At 34.3% G+C, this 17,672-nt stretch carries 20 protein-coding genes and 4 pseudogenes; 12 read left to right on the top strand and 12 right to left on the bottom strand.

Features of this window, described 5'->3' with window-relative positions:
- Nucleotides 1–147: 147 nt before the first annotated feature.
- The 3 genes and pseudogenes from AAGD62_RS02030 to AAGD62_RS02020 form a co-directional block, all read left to right on the top strand.
- Nucleotides 148–575, top strand: a pseudogene (locus AAGD62_RS02030) (IS5-like element ISWpi1 family transposase); the annotation flags it as partial.
- Nucleotides 576–626: 51 nt separating this feature from the next.
- Nucleotides 627–974 carry an IS630 transposase-related protein gene (locus tag AAGD62_RS02025; protein WP_155968342.1) on the top strand — a complete coding sequence of 116 codons (348 nt, stop codon included), beginning with the start codon at nt 627–629 and terminating at the stop codon, nt 972–974.
- 19 nt (nt 975–993) lie between these two features.
- A complete protein-coding gene (locus AAGD62_RS02020; RefSeq protein ID WP_155968340.1) occupies nt 994–1,485 on the top strand; it encodes an IS630 family transposase in 492 nt (163 codons plus the stop codon).
- 107 nt (nt 1,486–1,592) lie between these two features.
- On the opposite strand, the gene AAGD62_RS06835 is transcribed toward AAGD62_RS02020, so the two are convergent.
- The 5 genes and pseudogenes from AAGD62_RS06835 to hemC form a co-directional block, all read right to left on the bottom strand.
- On the bottom strand, nt 1,593–1,712 hold the full coding sequence (locus tag AAGD62_RS06835) for a hypothetical protein (RefSeq protein WP_394356550.1): 120 nt from the start codon (nt 1,710–1,712) through the stop codon (nt 1,593–1,595).
- A gap of 129 nt (nt 1,713–1,841) precedes the next feature.
- A complete protein-coding gene (locus AAGD62_RS06830) occupies nt 1,842–2,057 on the bottom strand; it encodes an IS3 family transposase (RefSeq protein WP_353286574.1) in 216 nt (71 codons plus the stop codon).
- A gap of 96 nt (nt 2,058–2,153) precedes the next feature.
- Nucleotides 2,154–2,986 (bottom strand): annotated as a pseudogene (locus AAGD62_RS02015) (IS5 family transposase).
- A 209-nt stretch (nt 2,987–3,195) separates the two neighbouring features.
- Complete coding sequence (gene murB, locus AAGD62_RS02010; RefSeq protein ID WP_155968567.1) at nt 3,196–4,083, bottom strand: UDP-N-acetylmuramate dehydrogenase; 888 nt, start codon at nt 4,081–4,083, stop codon at nt 3,196–3,198.
- Nucleotides 4,074–4,952, bottom strand: coding sequence for a hydroxymethylbilane synthase (gene hemC, locus AAGD62_RS02005; RefSeq protein WP_010962666.1), 879 nt, complete (start codon nt 4,950–4,952; stop codon nt 4,074–4,076). The genes murB and hemC overlap by 10 nt, the downstream gene beginning before the upstream one ends.
- A 293-nt stretch (nt 4,953–5,245) precedes the next feature.
- Between hemC and AAGD62_RS02000 the strand changes: the two genes are divergently transcribed.
- From AAGD62_RS02000 to AAGD62_RS01985, 4 genes are all read left to right on the top strand, one after another.
- Nucleotides 5,246–6,078 (top strand): IS5-like element ISWpi1 family transposase gene (locus AAGD62_RS02000; RefSeq protein ID WP_094189578.1). Its coding sequence is split into 2 segments (ribosomal slippage): nt 5,246–5,615 and nt 5,615–6,078, totalling 834 coding nucleotides; the frame shifts between segments, so codons are not numbered across the junction.
- 230 nt (nt 6,079–6,308) lie between these two features.
- On the top strand, nt 6,309–6,911 hold the full coding sequence (locus AAGD62_RS01995; RefSeq protein ID WP_155969403.1) for a cell cycle transcriptional regulator TrcR: 603 nt from the start codon (nt 6,309–6,311) through the stop codon (nt 6,909–6,911).
- A 204-nt stretch (nt 6,912–7,115) separates the two neighbouring features.
- Nucleotides 7,116–8,519 carry a transcription termination factor Rho gene (gene rho / locus AAGD62_RS01990; protein WP_007549497.1) on the top strand — a complete coding sequence of 468 codons (1,404 nt, stop codon included), beginning with the start codon at nt 7,116–7,118 and terminating at the stop codon, nt 8,517–8,519.
- Nucleotides 8,520–8,920: 401 nt separating this feature from the next.
- A complete protein-coding gene (locus tag AAGD62_RS01985; protein ID WP_155968342.1) occupies nt 8,921–9,268 on the top strand; it encodes an IS630 transposase-related protein in 348 nt (115 codons plus the stop codon).
- 175 nt (nt 9,269–9,443) lie between these two features.
- On the opposite strand, the gene AAGD62_RS01980 is transcribed toward AAGD62_RS01985, so the two are convergent.
- Together AAGD62_RS01980 and AAGD62_RS01975 are read right to left on the bottom strand one after the other, a co-directional pair.
- The gene (locus tag AAGD62_RS01980; RefSeq protein ID WP_231115908.1) at nt 9,444–9,926 is read right to left on the bottom strand and encodes an IS630 family transposase; all 483 of its coding nucleotides are present in this window, start codon (nt 9,924–9,926) and stop codon (nt 9,444–9,446) included.
- A gap of 28 nt (nt 9,927–9,954) precedes the next feature.
- The gene (locus AAGD62_RS01975) at nt 9,955–10,302 is read right to left on the bottom strand and encodes an IS630 transposase-related protein (protein ID WP_155968342.1); all 348 of its coding nucleotides are present in this window, start codon (nt 10,300–10,302) and stop codon (nt 9,955–9,957) included.
- 86 nt (nt 10,303–10,388) lie between these two features.
- Here AAGD62_RS01975 and AAGD62_RS01970 point away from each other — a divergent pair, with 86 nt between their 5' ends.
- Nucleotides 10,389–10,700 (top strand): transposase, encoded by a 312-nt coding sequence (locus AAGD62_RS01970; RefSeq protein ID WP_155968470.1) that lies wholly within the window; start codon nt 10,389–10,391, stop codon nt 10,698–10,700.
- Nucleotides 10,701–10,735: 35 nt separating this feature from the next.
- Here AAGD62_RS01970 and AAGD62_RS01965 read toward each other — a convergent pair.
- The 3 genes and pseudogenes from AAGD62_RS01965 to AAGD62_RS01955 all read right to left on the bottom strand — a co-directional run bounded on the left by AAGD62_RS01965 (nt 10,736) and on the right by AAGD62_RS01955 (nt 13,032).
- Nucleotides 10,736–11,568 (bottom strand): annotated as a pseudogene (locus tag AAGD62_RS01965) (IS5 family transposase).
- A gap of 59 nt (nt 11,569–11,627) precedes the next feature.
- Nucleotides 11,628–12,343 (bottom strand): annotated as a pseudogene (locus AAGD62_RS01960) (IS4 family transposase); the annotation flags it as partial.
- Nucleotides 12,344–12,639: 296 nt separating this feature from the next.
- Entirely contained in the window at nt 12,640–13,032 is a 393-nt protein-coding gene (locus AAGD62_RS01955; protein WP_010963040.1) for a TraR/DksA family transcriptional regulator, read from the bottom strand.
- 106 nt (nt 13,033–13,138) lie between these two features.
- On the opposite strand from AAGD62_RS01955, the gene AAGD62_RS01950 reads away from it, so the two are divergent.
- Nucleotides 13,139–13,786, top strand: coding sequence for a heme exporter protein CcmB (locus tag AAGD62_RS01950; protein ID WP_151808123.1), 648 nt, complete (start codon nt 13,139–13,141; stop codon nt 13,784–13,786).
- Between the two features lie 458 nt (nt 13,787–14,244).
- Here AAGD62_RS01950 and trmB read toward each other — a convergent pair whose 3' ends face one another.
- Nucleotides 14,245–14,910, bottom strand: coding sequence for a tRNA (guanosine(46)-N7)-methyltransferase TrmB (gene trmB, locus AAGD62_RS01945; RefSeq protein ID WP_012673367.1), 666 nt, complete (start codon nt 14,908–14,910; stop codon nt 14,245–14,247).
- 139 nt (nt 14,911–15,049) lie between these two features.
- On the opposite strand from trmB, the gene AAGD62_RS01940 reads away from it, so the two are divergent.
- From AAGD62_RS01940 to AAGD62_RS01930, 3 genes are all read left to right on the top strand, one after another.
- Entirely contained in the window at nt 15,050–16,702 is a 1,653-nt protein-coding gene (locus tag AAGD62_RS01940; protein ID WP_012673366.1) for a 30S ribosomal protein S1, read from the top strand.
- Nucleotides 16,703–16,731: 29 nt separating this feature from the next.
- Nucleotides 16,732–17,010, top strand: coding sequence for an HU family DNA-binding protein (locus AAGD62_RS01935; RefSeq protein WP_010963035.1), 279 nt, complete (start codon nt 16,732–16,734; stop codon nt 17,008–17,010).
- A 72-nt stretch (nt 17,011–17,082) separates the two neighbouring features.
- A complete protein-coding gene (locus AAGD62_RS01930; RefSeq protein ID WP_010082086.1) occupies nt 17,083–17,409 on the top strand; it encodes a cell division protein ZapA in 327 nt (108 codons plus the stop codon).
- Here the strand turns inward: AAGD62_RS01930 and AAGD62_RS01925 are convergent.
- On the bottom strand, nt 17,384–17,662 hold the full coding sequence (locus AAGD62_RS01925) for a succinate dehydrogenase assembly factor 2 (protein ID WP_006279484.1): 279 nt from the start codon (nt 17,660–17,662) through the stop codon (nt 17,384–17,386). The two genes, AAGD62_RS01930 and AAGD62_RS01925, sit on opposite strands and share 26 nt — an antisense overlap.
- Between the last annotated feature and the right edge of the window lie 10 nt (nt 17,663–17,672).

Here is a 17,672-nt window from a genome sequence, read left to right as displayed (position 1 = left end):
GATGAATCAAAATGCTCAGGAATGCAATAGTTAATAGTGACGTTGTTTGTTATAAAAAATTTCTATGTATTCAAATATTGCAGTTCTAGAGGTTGTCCGGAAATAAGTAAAAGGCTATAATATCTGAAATTTTAGTACGGGGTAAAGATGAGAAAAAAGTATCCAACAGATCTAAGCGAAAGGGAATGGGCAAGAATAGAAAAACACTTCAGAGTATCATACAAGAAAGGAGGAAGGCCGCCAAAGTATAGCAAAAGAGAAATATTAGAAGCAATTTTCTATGTATTGCGTACAGGGTGTCAATGGCGGTATTTACCAAATGATTTTCCGCTATGGAAGACTGTGTATGAGCAGTTCAGGCAATGGAAGAAGCAGGGAATTTTTGAGAAAATGAATTATGAAATTACAAAATATAGTAGAAGAAAAATAGGAAGGAATGAGCAGCCGAGTGCCTGTATAGTAGATAGTCAATCTGTAAAGACTACAGAAAAGGGGGGATCAAAGGCTATGATGGAAGTAAAAAAGTAAAGGGTAGAAAAAGGCATATAATTACAGACACTCAGGGTTTTATACTATAGTACTTCCCAAAGTAAATGATAAAGGTATAATAAGCTATTTGAGTTATAATGGCGTATAGTGTGGATTTAAGGGAAAGGGCAGTATCGATGATAGAAAAAGGGAAGTCAAAGGTTGAGGTGGCAGAGCTTTTGGAGATAGGAATAGCAACTCTGTACCGCTGGTTAAGAAAGAAAGCCGCTGGTGAAAGCCTAAGGCCATCGAAAAACGGCAGCTTTATTCGAAAAATAGACCCAAAAATACTCGAAGAATATGTTAAAAAGAATCCAGATCATACGCTGGCAGAGATGAAACAAAATCTTGGATTTGGAATAAATTCAATTTGGTATAGGCTGAAACAGCTAAGAATTACTTTAAAAAAAAGTTACACTATATCAAGAGCGCAATCAAGAAGATAGGCAGCGATTTACCGATAAAATCTCAAAAATAGACCATTCCAGCATCTTATATATAGATGAAGCAGGAGTTGATAATAGGTTATACCGAGAGTATGGACGTGCTCCAATAGGAAAGAAAATTTATGCAGATATTCCAGGAAGAAAACGAGAGAGAATCAGTATAATAGGCGGGTGGATTGGAAAGAGATTTATTGCACCAATGACTTTCAAAGGTGGGTGTGACAAAGAGGTATTCAATACATGGTTAGAGAAGATGTTATTACCTAAATTGCCACATGGTACTACAATAGTTATGGACAATGCCACATTCCATAAAACTCCCAAAACAAAGGAGTTAATAGATAATGCTAGATGCCGTTTGCTCTATCTACCAACATATTCACCAGATTTGAACCCTATAGAGCATTGTTGGAATACCATCAAAAGCCGCCTCAGACCTTTAATGCATAAATATACAGACTTACAACTTTTGGTTGGTAATACCATAATGGAAATTTATCATTCATTTTAGAAAATACTATAGTTTGTTGAGCAGAGTGTTGTGAAGTATCAATAAGTATTTCTCTTTTCAATGAGCTAAAGAAGCTTTCCACAACAGAATTGTCGTAACAACAACCTTTATGACTCATCTATGTTTTTTATGGATAAGAGATATTGATAACCTTGCGAAGTATATTGTGAACCTTGATCACTATGTAATAGTAGATTTTTGGCAGGTTTACGCTTGTTAACGGCCATTAATAAAGAGTCCATAACCAATTGTTTATTTATTGAACTGCTCATTAACTACCATGCGTGAATATAGATCGATTATTGTTGCCAAATATAGCCATCCTTCTTTGGTTTTTATATAAGTAATCCCATACTTTATTTGGTTGATCGACAATAAAGTTTTGGTCTAATATATTGGGAGCTACTGTCCGTTTGTTGTTTCTTAATTTTAAATTTTCTTCTCAATATAGCCTGAATACCATTTTTCTGCATAATACTTTGCACTGTTTTTAAGTTGCAACTTTTACCCAAAGCCTTCAATTCAGCATGAATTTTAGGAGCTCCATATCTACATTTAGAAACTTGATATATTTTTTGAATAGCTGCGAGTAGCTCTTTATTTGCTGATTCTCTACTGCTTATTTTTCTTGTGGTCCACTTATAGAGGTTGTCCGGAAACTAGTAAATTCAAGCATATTCCCTCTTTAACATAACCCTACTCATAGCTAGGTATATGAAATTCTCAGTGGATGTTGTGAGTAAATCATACTCCTTCGATAGCCTTCTATTCCTATTAACCCAAGCAAAAGTCCTTTCTACAACCCATCTTCTTGGCTGTACTTTAAACCCTTGTTCTCTTGTTGGTAGTAGCTCAGGTGGCGTATCTTTGTGCACCCAAAATCTACATGGAGGCCTTTTAACAATTTCAATATCTATGTCATATTCTTCCTTTATGTGATTCTTTAAATTTCTTCCTTGGTATCCCATGTCAGCCCACATTTTTTTAACTTTAGTATATTTTGTTCTCATATTGTTTAATGCTATTTTAATACCATCTCTATCATTTTCGTTAGCAGCGCCTACGTAACAACCTAGTATAAAACCCTGAGTGTCTGTAATTATATGCCTTTTTCTACCCTTTACTTTTTTACTTCCATCATAGCCTTTGATCCTCCCTTTTCTGTAGTCTTTACAGATTGACTATCTACTATACAGGCACTCGGCTGCTCATTCCTTCCTATTTTTCTTCTACTATATTTTGTAATTTCATAATTCATTTTCTCAAAAATTCCCTGCTTCTTCCATTGCCTGAACTGCTCATACACAGTCTTCCATAGCGGAAAATCATTTGGTAAATACCGCCATTGACACCCTGTACGCAATACATAGAAAATTGCTTCTAATATTTCTCTTTTGCTATACTTTGGCGGCCTTCCTCCTTTCTTGTATGATACTCTGAAGTGTTTTTCTATTCTTGCCCATTCCCTTTCGCTTAGATCTGTTGGATACTTTTTTCTCATCTTTACCCCGTACTAAAATTTCAGATATTATAGCCTTTTACTTATTTCCGGACAACCTCTAACTTTGCTATTTTTCTCTCTAGATTCTTGCAAAGTTCTACAAGATTAACCACATTACCTCACGGTTTCTCTATGATTATTTTTTTAGATTACTTGTTTACCTTATTTGCCGTTCTCCTGAACGAATATACATAAGCTATAAAAACTATCTAATAGCTACCCAAAACCCTTATTTCCCACTCAAGTTCAACATTAAATTTATCCTTTACTGCATCTTTTACTTTGTTGCCAAGGTTTTCCAAGTCAGATGCAGTTGCATTATCGTAATTGAGCAAGAAGTTACAATGTTTCTGAGAGATTCTAGCTCCACCAATATTTAACCCTAGGCAGCCAGATTTATCAATTAACTCCCATGCTCGGTAGTTTTTTGGATTTTTGAATATGCACCCAGCAGTTTTTCCTCTTATTGGCTGGCTTTTATTTTTCCTCTCAATAACTTCCTTTAACCTTTGCAGTATAAGCTCATACTCTGAGTTTACTCCTTTAAACTCAGCTTCAACAAAAATCCAATTTCCTTTTAGGCTATGTCCACGGTAAAAATACCCCATTTCTTCGCTGGAGAACTCATATAGGTTTCCATCCTCTAGATTCACTGCTTTTATGGATTGTACAACACTTGCGATATCACTACCATATGCACCTGCATTCATTTCTATTCCGCCACCAACTGTTCCTGGAATTCCAACTAGAAACTCCAACCCACTAATCTGCTGATTTCCCGCAAAGTGAGAAAGGTTGCTGAGCAGCACAGCTCCCCCAGCTACAATAGAGTTGTTACCCTTACTTTTAATATATGCAAACTCCTTACCTAATTTTACTGTTATTCCTCGAATGCCACTATCTCGCACTATTATGTTGGATGTTGCACCAATAACGCTAACTGGCAGTTCAGTATTTTTAATCAAGTATGTTAAATCTTCAATATCACATGGTTTAAATAATACATCAGCTCGTCCACCAACATTTAACCACGTCGCTTTAGACATTAAGACATCATAACGATAGATTCCACGTACTTTAGGTAAGCTTATAAGCATTTTGATTTCAACTCTAATCCTGCATCCATACCCATTTTCTCCGCATCTTCTATAAATGAAGTGCGCTCAGTGAAGTATATATTTTTTCCACTTGCTAACATACAACGAAGGTGTAGCATATTTTCGCTCACATATTCAGCCAAAGCTGCAAGTGGTGTAAAACATGAACCATTCACTGTCTTCATAAAACTGCGCTCTGATTTCACTCCTATAAAAGACATATTATTATTAATTTTCTCTAAAAGATCGATAATTTTTACATCATTCCTTCTACATTGAATACAAACCGCCCCCTGCCCCACTGCACTTAACATAACTTTTGGTGGCAATACCTCTGTAATCAAGTGATGTTTTTCTAATCTTATGAGTCCTGCTTCAGCTAGAATTATTCCATCAAAACTTTGATTTTGCAATCTGGTTGTTACATTTCCACGTAGCGGTACTATATTTAAATCTGGTCTAACATTTAACAACTGAACTTTTCTTCTTATTGAAGAAGTGGCAATAGTAGCCTGCTGTGGCAAAGACTCAAGGCTATTGTGTTTATGAGAAATAAACGCATCGCATGAACTTAGCCTTTCTAAAACACAAGGAATTGTTAAACCCCCTGAGAAAAACGCAGGCATATCTTTTAGCGAATGAACTGCCATGTCTATATTATTTTCGAGCAATTCAGTCTCAATTTCTTTAATGAATAATCCTTTGCCTCCTATTTCAGCAAGATTTGCGTTTGCATACTTATCTCCAGAAGTTTTTATTTTAACAATTTCAATAGATAAGTTAGGAAAAGAATCCAGCAACTTTTGTTTTGCTTCCAAAGCCTGGGCAACTGCAAGCTTGCTTCCTCTGGTACCTATTTTGACTAGCATGTGTACGACTGTTTGAATACCAAACTTTAACCTAATTAATTACTTAAACACTTTGGTAGCGTGTATCGCATGAACCTCGGTTACCCTCTCTCTGATGTCATTCAAGTACTTGGATCCAGTTTAATTCATCATATGAGCCTTTGCATTTATTGTACTTTAACTTAAAACCAAAAGCAACTTTGACTTTACAAAATAATAACCTTTTATATGCATAAATAAGCTTACTGGATTCTAGAGGTTGTCCGGAAATAAGTAAAAGGCTATAATATCTGAAATTTTAGTACGGGGTAAAGATGAGAAAAAAGTATCCAACAGATCTAAGCGAAAGGGAATGGGCAAGAATAGAAAAACACTTCAGAGTATCATACAAGAAAGGAGGAAGGCCGCCAAAGTATAGCAAAAGAGAAATATTAGAAGCAATTTTCTATGTATTGCGTACAGGGTGTCAATGGCGGTATTTACCAAATGATTTTCCGCTATGGAAGACTGTGTATGAGCAGTTCAGGCAATGGAAGAAGCAGGGAATTTTTGAGAAAATGAATTATGAAATTACAAAATATAGTAGAAGAAAAATAGGAAGGAATGAGCAGCCGAGTGCCTGTATAGTAGATAGTCAATCTGTAAAGACTACAGAAAAGGGGGGATCAAAGGCTATGATGGAAGTAAAAAAGTAAAGGGTAGAAAAAGGCATATAATTACAGACACTCAGGGTTTTATACTAGGTTGTTACGTAGGCGCTGCTAACGAAAATGATAGAGATGGTATTAAAATAGCATTAAACAATATGAGAACAAAATATACTAAAGTTAAAAAAATGTGGGCTGACATGGGATACCAAGGAAGAAATTTAAAGAATCACATAAAGGAAGAATATGACATAGATATTGAAATTGTTAAAAGGCCTCCATGTAGATTTTGGGTGCACAAAGATACGCCACCTGAGCTACTACCAACAAGAGAACAAGGGTTTAAAGTACAGCCAAGAAGATGGGTTGTAGAAAGGACTTTTGCTTGGGTTAATAGGAATAGAAGGCTATCGAAGGAGTATGATTTACTCACAACATCCACTGAGAATTTCATATACCTAGCTATGAGTAGGGTTATGTTAAAGAGGGAATATGCTTGAATTTACTAGTTTCCGGACAACCTCTTAAATAGGAACATATGTTTAACTGAGTTATACTATACCTTAGGAAGGGGAAATATTTTGTTTGAAATATGCTTAAAGGTAAGCGCATTTAATTAACTTAAGAGGTGGGAAGTGACAAACAAAAAGTTATTGAATGACAAAATTAATGCTTTTTTAGTTTTAATAGTTTATATTTTAGCTCTGTATAACAGTAAGGGATACTTTAAATGGGAGATGCTTTTTTGATGTCAATGGAATCTTCTAAGGGCAATAACGATAGAAATAAACAGTTTCTAGTGCAAATAGCTGCTTGGTTAGTAGACAACACTGGTTTAACTTTTAATCAAATAGGACAATGTTGCAGATTGGCCCTTGAAGAAGTACAAGACATAGCTGATGAGGAAATAGAAGTAGAAAAATATAACCCTATTATTTCTGGAATAATTACTGAAAAAGAAATCGATGATTGCAAAAAAAATCCAAATCGTGTACCAAATTTGATTATAAAAAATATAAAAAAAAGGAGTAAAGCGATTGGTAGCATTCTTGGCTTTGCCTCTACGGCAAGACGTAGAGATAAACCTGATGCGATTTATTATTTAGTAAAAAAATTTCCTATCTTGGACAATAACGTTATAGCTAAATTAATTAGTACAACAAATTACACAGTTGAGCAGGTAAGAGATGGATCTCATCATAACATGCAAAATATAAAACCCCAAGATCCTGTACTACTCGGCTTATGTAGTCAAGAAAATTTAGAAGCAGAAGTGGAAAAAGCAAAAGTAGAAGAGGAGAAGCAAGAAAGGTTAAAAAAATATAAAGAATAGCTATTGAAAATCCTCAAATTTTTGTGTTTTGTTAACATTAAATTAACTTGACTTGACTTGCTAGTGTTTATTAGTATAATGTAAGTAAAGTACGGGGTTTAATGATAATTAAGCTTAATACGCACTGAAACTAACTCAGCCTAATTTATTATCTTATAGTCACATTTTAGGTTAGTAAGCATCAATTAAAATTTTTGGAGGATTATGACAACAATCAATGAAGATGTTTTGGCAAAAGGAAAGGTTACAGCTCAACCTGAAAAAAGTGAGCAAATTTACAATAACGATACAGTAAAACAGATGGTCAATGAAGGTACTGAGAAAAACAGAAAAACATTAGATCTGAGCGAATTAAAAGAGAAAACAGCAGAAGAATTGTTAGAGTTAGCTGAAGAAAGAAAAATTTCAACTAACGGTAAAAGCAATGGTAGAATGCTAAAGCAGGAAATAATATTCAGCTTAATGAAAAAAATGAGTGAAGAAGGAGGCATAACCACAGGGAGTGGAATAGTGGAAATATTGCCTGATGGTTTTGGTTTCTTACGTTCAGCAAGTGCAAATTATGCCCCAAGTACCGATGATGTTTATATTTCTAACGGGCAAATAAAGAAGTTTAATTTACGTACAGGAGATATGGCATATGGAGAAATAAGGCCACCTGGTGATAAAGAGAGATATTTTACTTTAACTAAGGTTCAAAGTATAAACTCTACTGAAGTAAGTGAATTAAGAAAGTACGTCCATTTTGATAATTTGCTTCCTCTTTATCCTGAGGAAAGCATAGTACTTGAGTGTAATAATGGTGATGATAAAAAAGGCTTAAGCATGCGTGCTATAGATATAGTAGCTCCTCTTGGAAAAGGGCAAAGAGCGTTAGTAGTTGCTCCACCTCGCACAGGAAAAACAGTATTGCTTCAGCAAATGGCTAACTCTATAGCTATAAATCACCCTGAAGTAGAATTAATAGTGTTACTTATAGATGAAAGACCTGAAGAAGTAACAGATATGATACGTTCTGTAAAAGGTGAGGTAGTAAGTTCTACATTCGATGAGCCTGCTTACCGTCACGTACAGCTTGCTGAAATAGTAATAGAAAAAGCTAAAAGAATGGTTGAGCATAAAAAAGATGTGGTAATTCTACTTGACAATATTACTAGACTTGCACGTGCTTATAATGCGGTTATTCCTTCGTCTGGGAAAGTTCTAACTGGTGGTGTAGATTCAAACGCACTGCAGAGACCAAAACGCTTTTTTGGAGCAGCTCGTAATATTGAGAATGGGGGTTCTTTAACTATAATCGCCACAGCTCTTATAGAGACTGGTTCAAAAATGGATGAAGTTATTTTTGAAGAGTTTAAAGGTACAGGAAATGCTGAGATCATACTTGATAGAAAACTTTCTGATAAACGTATATTTCCAGCTATTGATATTACAAAATCCGGAACAAGGAAGGAAGAGCTATTAGTTGATAAGGCTATACTAAATAAAATATGGGTGGTGCGTAGGATACTCAATCCTATGGGACCCGTTGAAGCAATGGAATTTTTACGTGACAAACTACTTTTAACAAAGAGCAATGCTGACTTTTTTAACTCCATGAATCACTAAAAGTAAGCCAGTTATGATGGATATGCTGAGCAAAAAGTAAAACGCTCTTATAGCTAAAATAATTTGGATTTACCAAAATATATTTATAGTTAAGTTGGCAATTTACCTTAAGTTAGCGCGTGACACTGGAATGACACCCTTGGTGGCAGACAGCTAAAGGAAAATATCAACTAGGTTTATAATCTATCACTACCGTGTTTGCAATTTTGTCGTGAAAAGCTTGTTTATATTCATCACCTACTGCACATACTAAAACTAAGATTAGTATAGCTAAGAATAAAATGGGATTACAAAGTGATATGCAATAAATTATAAAAAGAGCTATAGTCCTTTTCATTGCTTGCATTGTATAGTACTTCCCAAAGTAAATGATAAAGGTATAATAAGCTATTTGAGTTATAATGGCGTATAGTGTGGATTTAAGGGAAAGGGCAGTATCGATGATAGAAAAAGGGAAGTCAAAGGTTGAGGTGGCAGAGCTTTTGGAGATAGGAATAGCAACTCTGTACCGCTGGTTAAGAAAGAAAGCCGCTGGTGAAAGCCTAAGGCCATCGAAAAACGGCAGCTTTATTCGAAAAATAGACCCAAAAATACTCGAAGAATATGTTAAAAAGAATCCAGATCATACGCTGGCAGAGATGAAACAAAATCTTGGATTTGGAATAAATTCAATTTGGTATAGGCTGAAACAGCTAAGAATTACTTTAAAAAAAAGTTACACTATATCAAGAGCGCAATCAAGAAGATAGGCAGCGATTTACCGATAAAATCTCAAAAATAGACCATTCCAGCATCTTATATATAGATGAAGCAGGAGTTGATAATAGGTTATACCGAGAGTATGGACGTGCTCCAATAGGAAAGAAAATTTATGCAGATATTCCAGGAAGAAAACGAGAGAGAATCAGTATAATATAGTATTTTCTAAAATGAATGATAAATTTCCATTATGGTATTACCAACCAAAAGTTGTAAGTCTGTATATTTATGCATTAAAGGTCTGAGGCGGCTTTTGATGGTATTCCAACAATGCTCTATAGGGTTCAAATCTGGTGAATATGTTGGTAGATAGAGCAAACGGCATCTAGCATTATCTATTAACTCCTTTGTTTTGGGAGTTTTATGGAATGTGGCATTGTCCATAACTATTGTAGTACCATGTGGCAATTTAGGTAATAACATCTTCTCTAACCATGTATTGAATACCTCTTTGTCACACCCACCTTTGAAAGTCATTGGTGCAATAAATCTCTTTCCAATCCACCCGCCTATTATACTGATTCTCTCTCGTTTTCTTCCTGGAATATCTGCATAAATTTTCTTTCCTATTGGAGCACGTCCATACTCTCGGTATAACCTATTATCAACTCCTGCTTCATCTATATATAAGATGCTGGAATGGTCTATTTTTGAGATTTTATCGGTAAATCGCTGCCTATCTTCTTGATTGCGCTCTTGATATAGTGTAACTTTTTTTTAAAGTAATTCTTAGCTGTTTCAGCCTATACCAAATTGAATTTATTCCAAATCCAAGATTTTGTTTCATCTCTGCCAGCGTATGATCTGGATTCTTTTTAACATATTCTTCGAGTATTTTTGGGTCTATTTTTCGAATAAAGCTGCCGTTTTTCGATGGCCTTAGGCTTTCACCAGCGGCTTTCTTTCTTAACCAGCGGTACAGAGTTGCTATTCCTATCTCCAAAAGCTCTGCCACCTCAACCTTTGACTTCCCTTTTTCTATCATCGATACTGCCCTTTCCCTTAAATCCACACTATACGCCATTATAACTCAAATAGCTTATTATACCTTTATCATTTACTTTGGGAAGTACTATAGGCGGGTGGATTGGAAAGAGATTTATTGCACCAATGACTTTCAAAGGTGGGTGTGACAAAGAGGTATTCAATACATGGTTAGAGAAGATGTTATTACCTAAATTGCCACATGGTACTACAATAGTTATGGACAATGCCACATTCCATAAAACTCCCAAAACAAAGGAGTTAATAGATAATGCTAGATGCCGTTTGCTCTATCTACCAACATATTCACCAGATTTGAACCCTATAGAGCATTGTTGGAATACCATCAAAAGCCGCCTCAGACCTTTAATGCATAAATATACAGACTTACAACTTTTGGTTGGTAATACCATAATGGAAATTTATCATTCATTTTAGAAAATACTATAGAGGTTGTCCGGAAACTAGTAAATTCAAGCATATTCCCTCTTTAACATAACCCTACTCATAGCTAGGTATATGAAATTCTCAGTGGATGTTGTGAGTAAATCATACTCCTTCGATAGCCTTCTATTCCTATTAACCCAAGCAAAAGTCCTTTCTACAACCCATCTTCTTGGCTGTACTTTAAACCCTTGTTCTCTTGTTGGTAGTAGCTCAGGTGGCGTATCTTTGTGCACCCAAAATCTACATGGAGGCCTTTTAACAATTTCAATATCTATGTCATATTCTTCCTTTATGTGATTCTTTAAATTTCTTCCTTGGTATCCCATGTCAGCCCACATTTTTTTAACTTTAGTATATTTTGTTCTCATATTGTTTAATGCTATTTTAATACCATCTCTATCATTTTCGTTAGCAGCGCCTACGTAACAACCTAGTATAAAACCCTGAGTGTCTGTAATTATATGCCTTTTTCTACCCTTTACTTTTTTACTTCCATCATAGCCTTTGATCCTCCCTTTTCTGTAGTCTTTACAGATTGACTATCTACTATACAGGCACTCGGCTGCTCATTCCTTCCTATTTTTCTTCTACTATATTTTGTAATTTCATAATTCATTTTCTCAAAAATTCCCTGCTTCTTCCATTGCCTGAACTGCTCATACACAGTCTTCCATAGCGGAAAATCATTTGGTAAATACCGCCATTGACACCCTGTACGCAATACATAGAAAATTGCTTCTAATATTTCTCTTTTGCTATACTTTGGCGGCCTTCCTCCTTTCTTGTATGATACTCTGAAGTGTTTTTCTATTCTTGCCCATTCCCTTTCGCTTAGATCTGTTGGATACTTTTTTCTCATCTTTACCCCGTACTAAAATTTCAGATATTATAGCCTTTTACTTATTTCCGGACAACCTCTATAACTCTTACTTTCTGTCCTTTCATTTTATTTTTTAGCTTTTCATTTTCTAATATAAAATCAAAATCTAATTCGCCAGCGTTCCCATAGCTTACTATAATTTCTTTTTTGCAAGCGAAAAATAAAATCTACTTCCAAATCATAATGCTGCTGAATGAATTTTACTGAAGACGATCATAGATAAATAATAATTTCTCTTGATTTAATAAACGCATTTGAGTGATAACTTCGGGTAATTGCTCTGCCGCCAACGTTTGTTCACCTATATTCCAAGCTGCAAGACGAGCACTACAAATCAGCGAAGTACACAAATCAACAAACAAATTGCCAATGGTGCCTGTTGTTCCATTTGGTTCAAACTCGGATACAATTTCCCCAGAGCTGGGTAATCTCATACCAGAAACATCTGCTGCAATAAGTCTATAGCCTCTCCAACTCAGGTTCATCCTGATAGGCTGTTTGGATGCTTAAATTCTTGAAAGCCTGTATGGCAAATCTTATATCTTGCTTTAGAAAAAGCTTGCTTTGAGGGTACATGTCAATGGCTCCATAAGTTCACATTCTATTCCCAAACTTTTTTTAACTAACTTTAAAATCATAGAAAATACTGTCGAAAAAGCTTGTTCGTGTAAAACTCAACACAATGGATTTTCTGAAAAGTTTTCGAGTATATTATATTTTTAATTTGTAGAATAAGGTTTTTTCCTTTTTGCATATTTCACCTAAAAAGGACACATTTTAGACTTCTTTGTTGAAATAAAACAGAAACAAAAGTGCTGTCCCTTGCACTCTTTGGATAATTTAATGATAAAAAATTTAGAGAGAAATTTTATACACTATCGCTGATATTTTTCCTTAAGTTGACGCCATTGCCTGAACGGATACAACTTAATTTTTAATCTGCAGGAGTCAAGTTGAGAATGTCCAATTTTCCACTTTCTTTATAGCATAACATACTTCAGCGCCTCTTGCTCCTCTTGAAGTCCAATGGGCTCACCACTTATGTGTAAATTAATCGTTAATGTTGTACACGTTCTTTTCTTTTTCTACTCTCTCTTGCTCTTCAATACAATATATAGCAAGCGGATTAGCTTTAAGTCTTTCGACTCCTATTTCTTCTCCTGTTCCATCGCAGTAACCATAAGTGCCTAATTTTATTTTTTCTAACGCCTCCTTAATTTTTTCTTTTCTATCTTTTCGACGCTTGATTAATTCCTCGTTTCCACTATCTTCATCAGAATAGTATGTATCAATACTATTATCTTCTAGTTCTTGTTTCTCTAACTCAGCGAGTATTGATTGTAACTTTAAGCTGAAGTATTCCAGTTGTTTTACGCTCATATATTCTTCATCTTCTGAAGGAGTGTAATCTTCTGGTGACTTTATTTTTGGTAACTTTTCCATAATTGCATTATCAAAAAAATAATAAAACCTATATAATTTATGAACAAAAAATTATACTACCTCAAAGTAAACACTATAATTTATAATAAACATTTAAAAGCCTAGTATGATCGACTCAGTAAAAAAATTAGTAATAGATGATAAGAACTTTACCTATATAGTATGTATTTTTATCATAATGTTAAGTTTATCTTCATTTACACTTAAAAACAACAATAAACAAGAAGTTATGTTAACATTAACATGGATATGTGCTACATTTGTTTTGCAGATTTCTACAAATAATTTGTTTACATCTGATTATCATGATGGAATATTAGAGCAAATCTTTGTACAGCCACTCTCTTCTAGGCTTATAGTTGCTTATAAAATTTTCGCTCACTGGTTATTATTTGGGTTACCGATTTCAGTAATTTCTTCCATATTCAGCTTTGCAATTCTAGGCAATAGTATTGAACACTCAATAGCAGTTGGAGTGTCTTTATTATTTAATACGCTGATAATCATTAATATTTCAGCTACTGGAAATGCATTGATGATTGGTCGAAACAACTTAGCATCAGGAGTATCGCAAATTCTTGTTTTGCCAATGATAATGCCAACCTTTGTGTATTTTAAAATGCTAACTCAATTTGAAAATTTATCCTTGAATATTTATACACTACTAATCACCATCTTAGTTTTTGTTATTTTGATTGTTAACAGCACCATAACTACTCACATGGCACTAAAATTTGCTGTGGAACAGGATTGAAAAATCTTACTGTTATTCAGTAGACTTCTTGCATAACCTAGAAAAAAGGCAAATAGTTATTATAGATTTAGGTTTATCGACAATTTGAAAAACCTTCATTCCAGCATCCTTCCCTGTCATCCAAGTAGCCCTTCGTTGTCATCCCAGTGTCAAAAACTGGGATAACAGCTAACCTGACAACCGTCATCCCGCTACTTGTTAGCGGCTAAGAGATACCGTGACAGTATGACGGTTCGCGGTGGCATGACGATAAGCCTCATCATCCCGCTACGTGTTAGCGCCGCGGCGGCATGACGAGAAAGGGGCTACTTGGATGATACCTTTTTCCTACTTAGTTTGGGTTATGCAAGAAGTCTATTCCTTCATAAGGAGAAGTAGTTAAAGGAATTTACTCTATTTCTCCCTCTTTTTTTATTATTTTTAATCTATAGTTAACGTAAAAGAGATATGCAAAAACTCTATTGATCCATAGTCTGCAAATTATTAATAACACTTACTTTAAAGAACCTCACTTTACGCTGATCTTTGAGCGCTCTTCTGTGGTATTTTGTAAGAGTATAACTTGTGAAATCGTCTTCCCTATAGATTAAAGAGTTACACTGCTTTATATGTGATGCTATCCACTCTGCATAGTCCTGATGATCGGTTGCAATGAATATTTCCCCTGTTATAAGTATTTTTTTTGCTAATAAATTTAAAAATTCCGTATTAATTAATCGTCTTTTATTGTGACTTCTTTTTGGCCATGGATCTGGAAAGAGAATAAAGAATCTTTCAACACTGTTATCAGGAAAATTTGCAATCAATTCTCTTGCATCTTCTGTCCACATTAAAATATTTTTTATGTTCTGTATTTCTATGTTTGTTAGCAAGCGAGAAACCCCCTTTAAGTAGGGCTCACATCCTATAAATAATAGATCAGGTTCATTGAGCACCTGGTAAAGCATATTTTCACCGTTGCCAAAGCCTATTTCTACCCATATTCTTTTTTGTGAATTTACAATTTTCTCTATAGATTCCTTGCTGTTTTGAATAGAATATTTTTCCAATATTTCATCAACATCAGGTTTTAGCCTGGACCTTCTGGAGAACGATCTAATCCACTTGCTATTCTTAAATAGCATATTCTTGATACATATATAATTTTCTCACTATATTTTATATAGCTTAAACAATTCTCGAAATGAGTTAATGAAAAATTACTTGTCAATAATTGTTAATATTATATAATATATGAGTTCTAATAAAGTTTAAGTTAAAGGTATGAATAATAATAATCCAGTCGTAAATCTACCGGTTACTATCAGAAAGCTATCATCAAACAAATTTATAGAAGAGATATGTCAAGGACAATTTGAGGATCAAGATAATACCTTGTTTGAAGATTCTTTTGTTAACAAAATTAAAGAAGGAGATGTGGTAGAAGGTGTAATTACAAGAATAAACCCTAACGACGTTGTGGTTGATATTGGTTTAAAATCTGACGGGAGAATTCTGATCAAGGAACTCGGTTGTAATGATGAGGTCATTATTGGCTCGAAAATCAGAGTTTATGTGGAAAGAATTGAAGATTATCATGGTAATGTTGTTCTTAGTCGTGAAAAAGCAATTAGGGACGAAAAATGGAATAAGTTGGAAGAAGATACAGTTACAAGGGCTGAAGTAAGCGGAGTTATTAAACGCTCAATTAAATGTGGCTTTATTGTTGATCTTGGTGACGGAATAAGCGCTTTTTTACCGCTGAGTCATGTGGATTTGAAGCAAGTAAAAGATGCGAAGCACCTTATTGAAACTGAACAAAAGTTCATCGTGCTTAAAATGGATAAGAAGCAGGGCAATATTGTAGTATCAAGAAAGCTGGTGTTAGAAAAATTGCACGCTGGTGAAAAAATTAAATTTTTAGAATCTTTAAATGAAGGCGATATAATAGAAGGGAAAATAAAAAGTATCACTCATTACGGTGTATTTGTCGGTATTCATGAATCAGATGTAGTGGGAGTTATAGATGGATTGTTACATATTACAGATATCTCTTGGAGTAGGGTAAGTCATCCGTCTGCAGTTTTTACTTGTGGTCAGACTATAAAAGTTAAAATTATAAAAATAGATAAGGAAAATGCTAAAATTTCCTTGGGTGTGAAGCAGCTAGAAGATAGCCCTTGGCAAGATGCAGAGTCAAAATATCCAGTTGATAGTGTGCATAAGGGTTATGTAACAAGCATAGAAGATTATGGATTATTTGTTGAGCTTAGACCTGGAATTGAAGGTTTAGTGCACTCGTCAGAAATAACTTGGGTTAAGAGTAATTTACCAGTTAGTAGTCTCGTAACAAGGGGACAAGAAGTATATGTAAAAATTCTCAGTATTGACATTGCTAAGAGTAGGATGAGTTTAAGCATGAAAAGGTGTGTAGACAACCCTTGGCAAGTATTTATCAATAAATATCCTCCTGGTTCTATTGTTTCTGGTGAAGTGAAGAATAATACCGGCTCATATGTATCTGTTGCTTTCGGTGATTCTGAAATAGATGAGAACGTAGAAGGGACAATATATGTGAAAGATTTTAGTTGGTCTAAAAATGGTTCAGATGAGATAAAGAAGTATAATGTAGGTGATAAAATAGAAGCAAAAGTAATAAGGGCTAACGTGAATCGGGCAAGAATTTATCTTGGAATAAAACAAATAGAGTATGATCCTCTTGAAGAACTGATAAAGAAAGTTAAGGTAGGTGATAAAATACAGGTTATTGTAGGTAAGAGAGAAGATAATGGACTAGTCGTTGAAGTTGAGAACGATGTAACCCTTCTAATAGATCAAGAGCATTTACCAGAGAATAAAAAATTCTCTATATCAGAAAAAATAGAAGTTGAAGTATTGGGTGTTGAAGAATATAACATAGCATTATCTGCTAAGTGATAAGGTTTACTTATTTTGGCTTCATATAAATGGCAACAAAGTCTGATATAATAGCGAGGGTAGCAAAAAGACATCCTTTTTTAGATAAGATTGTTATAGCAGCTATAGTTGATAGATTTTTTGGGATACTTTCAAGCACATTGAAACATCATAATAGAGTTGAAATTAGGGGGTTTGGTTCTTTTTCAGTTAGAAGTTATAACTTGAAAGAAACAAGCCATTTAATGTTACAGAAGTTTACAAAGAATCAATACTTTAAAACATATTTTCGTAGCAGTAAAAAATTATCTGATTTGATAAATGAATAAAAATTTATACCATAAATAAGATGAAAGTAGGGGTTTGAGTTTATACTGTACGATAGAAATTTTTAGCACCATATGCAAGTAGTAGAAATAGTTATACGTAATAACACATATAAAATATCTTGCGAAAGTGGGAAGGGGAATCATTTATTACGCCTTGCTAATAGTTTTGACAAGTTAGTTAGTTCTGTATCTCAAAAAACTGGAGGTAAGGGTTCGGATGCATTAAATTTCTTACTTGCAGCACTAATTCTTGAGGATAAAATTTTAGAATTAACAAAGCGATTAGATGAAGTAAATCAAGAGCGCGAAAAGTATAGAAACGAGAAAAGAATAGAATATACTGAGGTACTAGATAAGGTAAATAAGATTATCACTAATCTTGAGTGCATAAAGGATTAGCTTCAATAAAGCAAGCAATTAAATTGACTATCTGACTATTCAAGCCAGGAGGGAGGTTTGTCTTACGAGTTATGTAACAATATAATTCGTAATCATCAAGATCAACTATTTTTTCGTATTCGATTAGTTCGCTTAAGGAAAATTTATCAAGATATTTCAATGCGAAATGCCCTAAAAGTATATCGGTTTCTTTGCAACCCCTATGCCAGCTTCTATATATTAATTTTCTTCTGAGTAGTGAGGTATCTGTCATTACAATTAAA

The sequence above is a fragment of the Wolbachia endosymbiont (group A) of Eristalinus aeneus genome, from assembly GCF_964026915.1.
Classification (GTDB): domain Bacteria; phylum Pseudomonadota; class Alphaproteobacteria; order Rickettsiales; family Anaplasmataceae; genus Wolbachia; species Wolbachia pipientis.
Note: the sequence above shows the minus strand (reverse complement) of the source record. Positions and strands in the feature narration are given on the sequence as shown.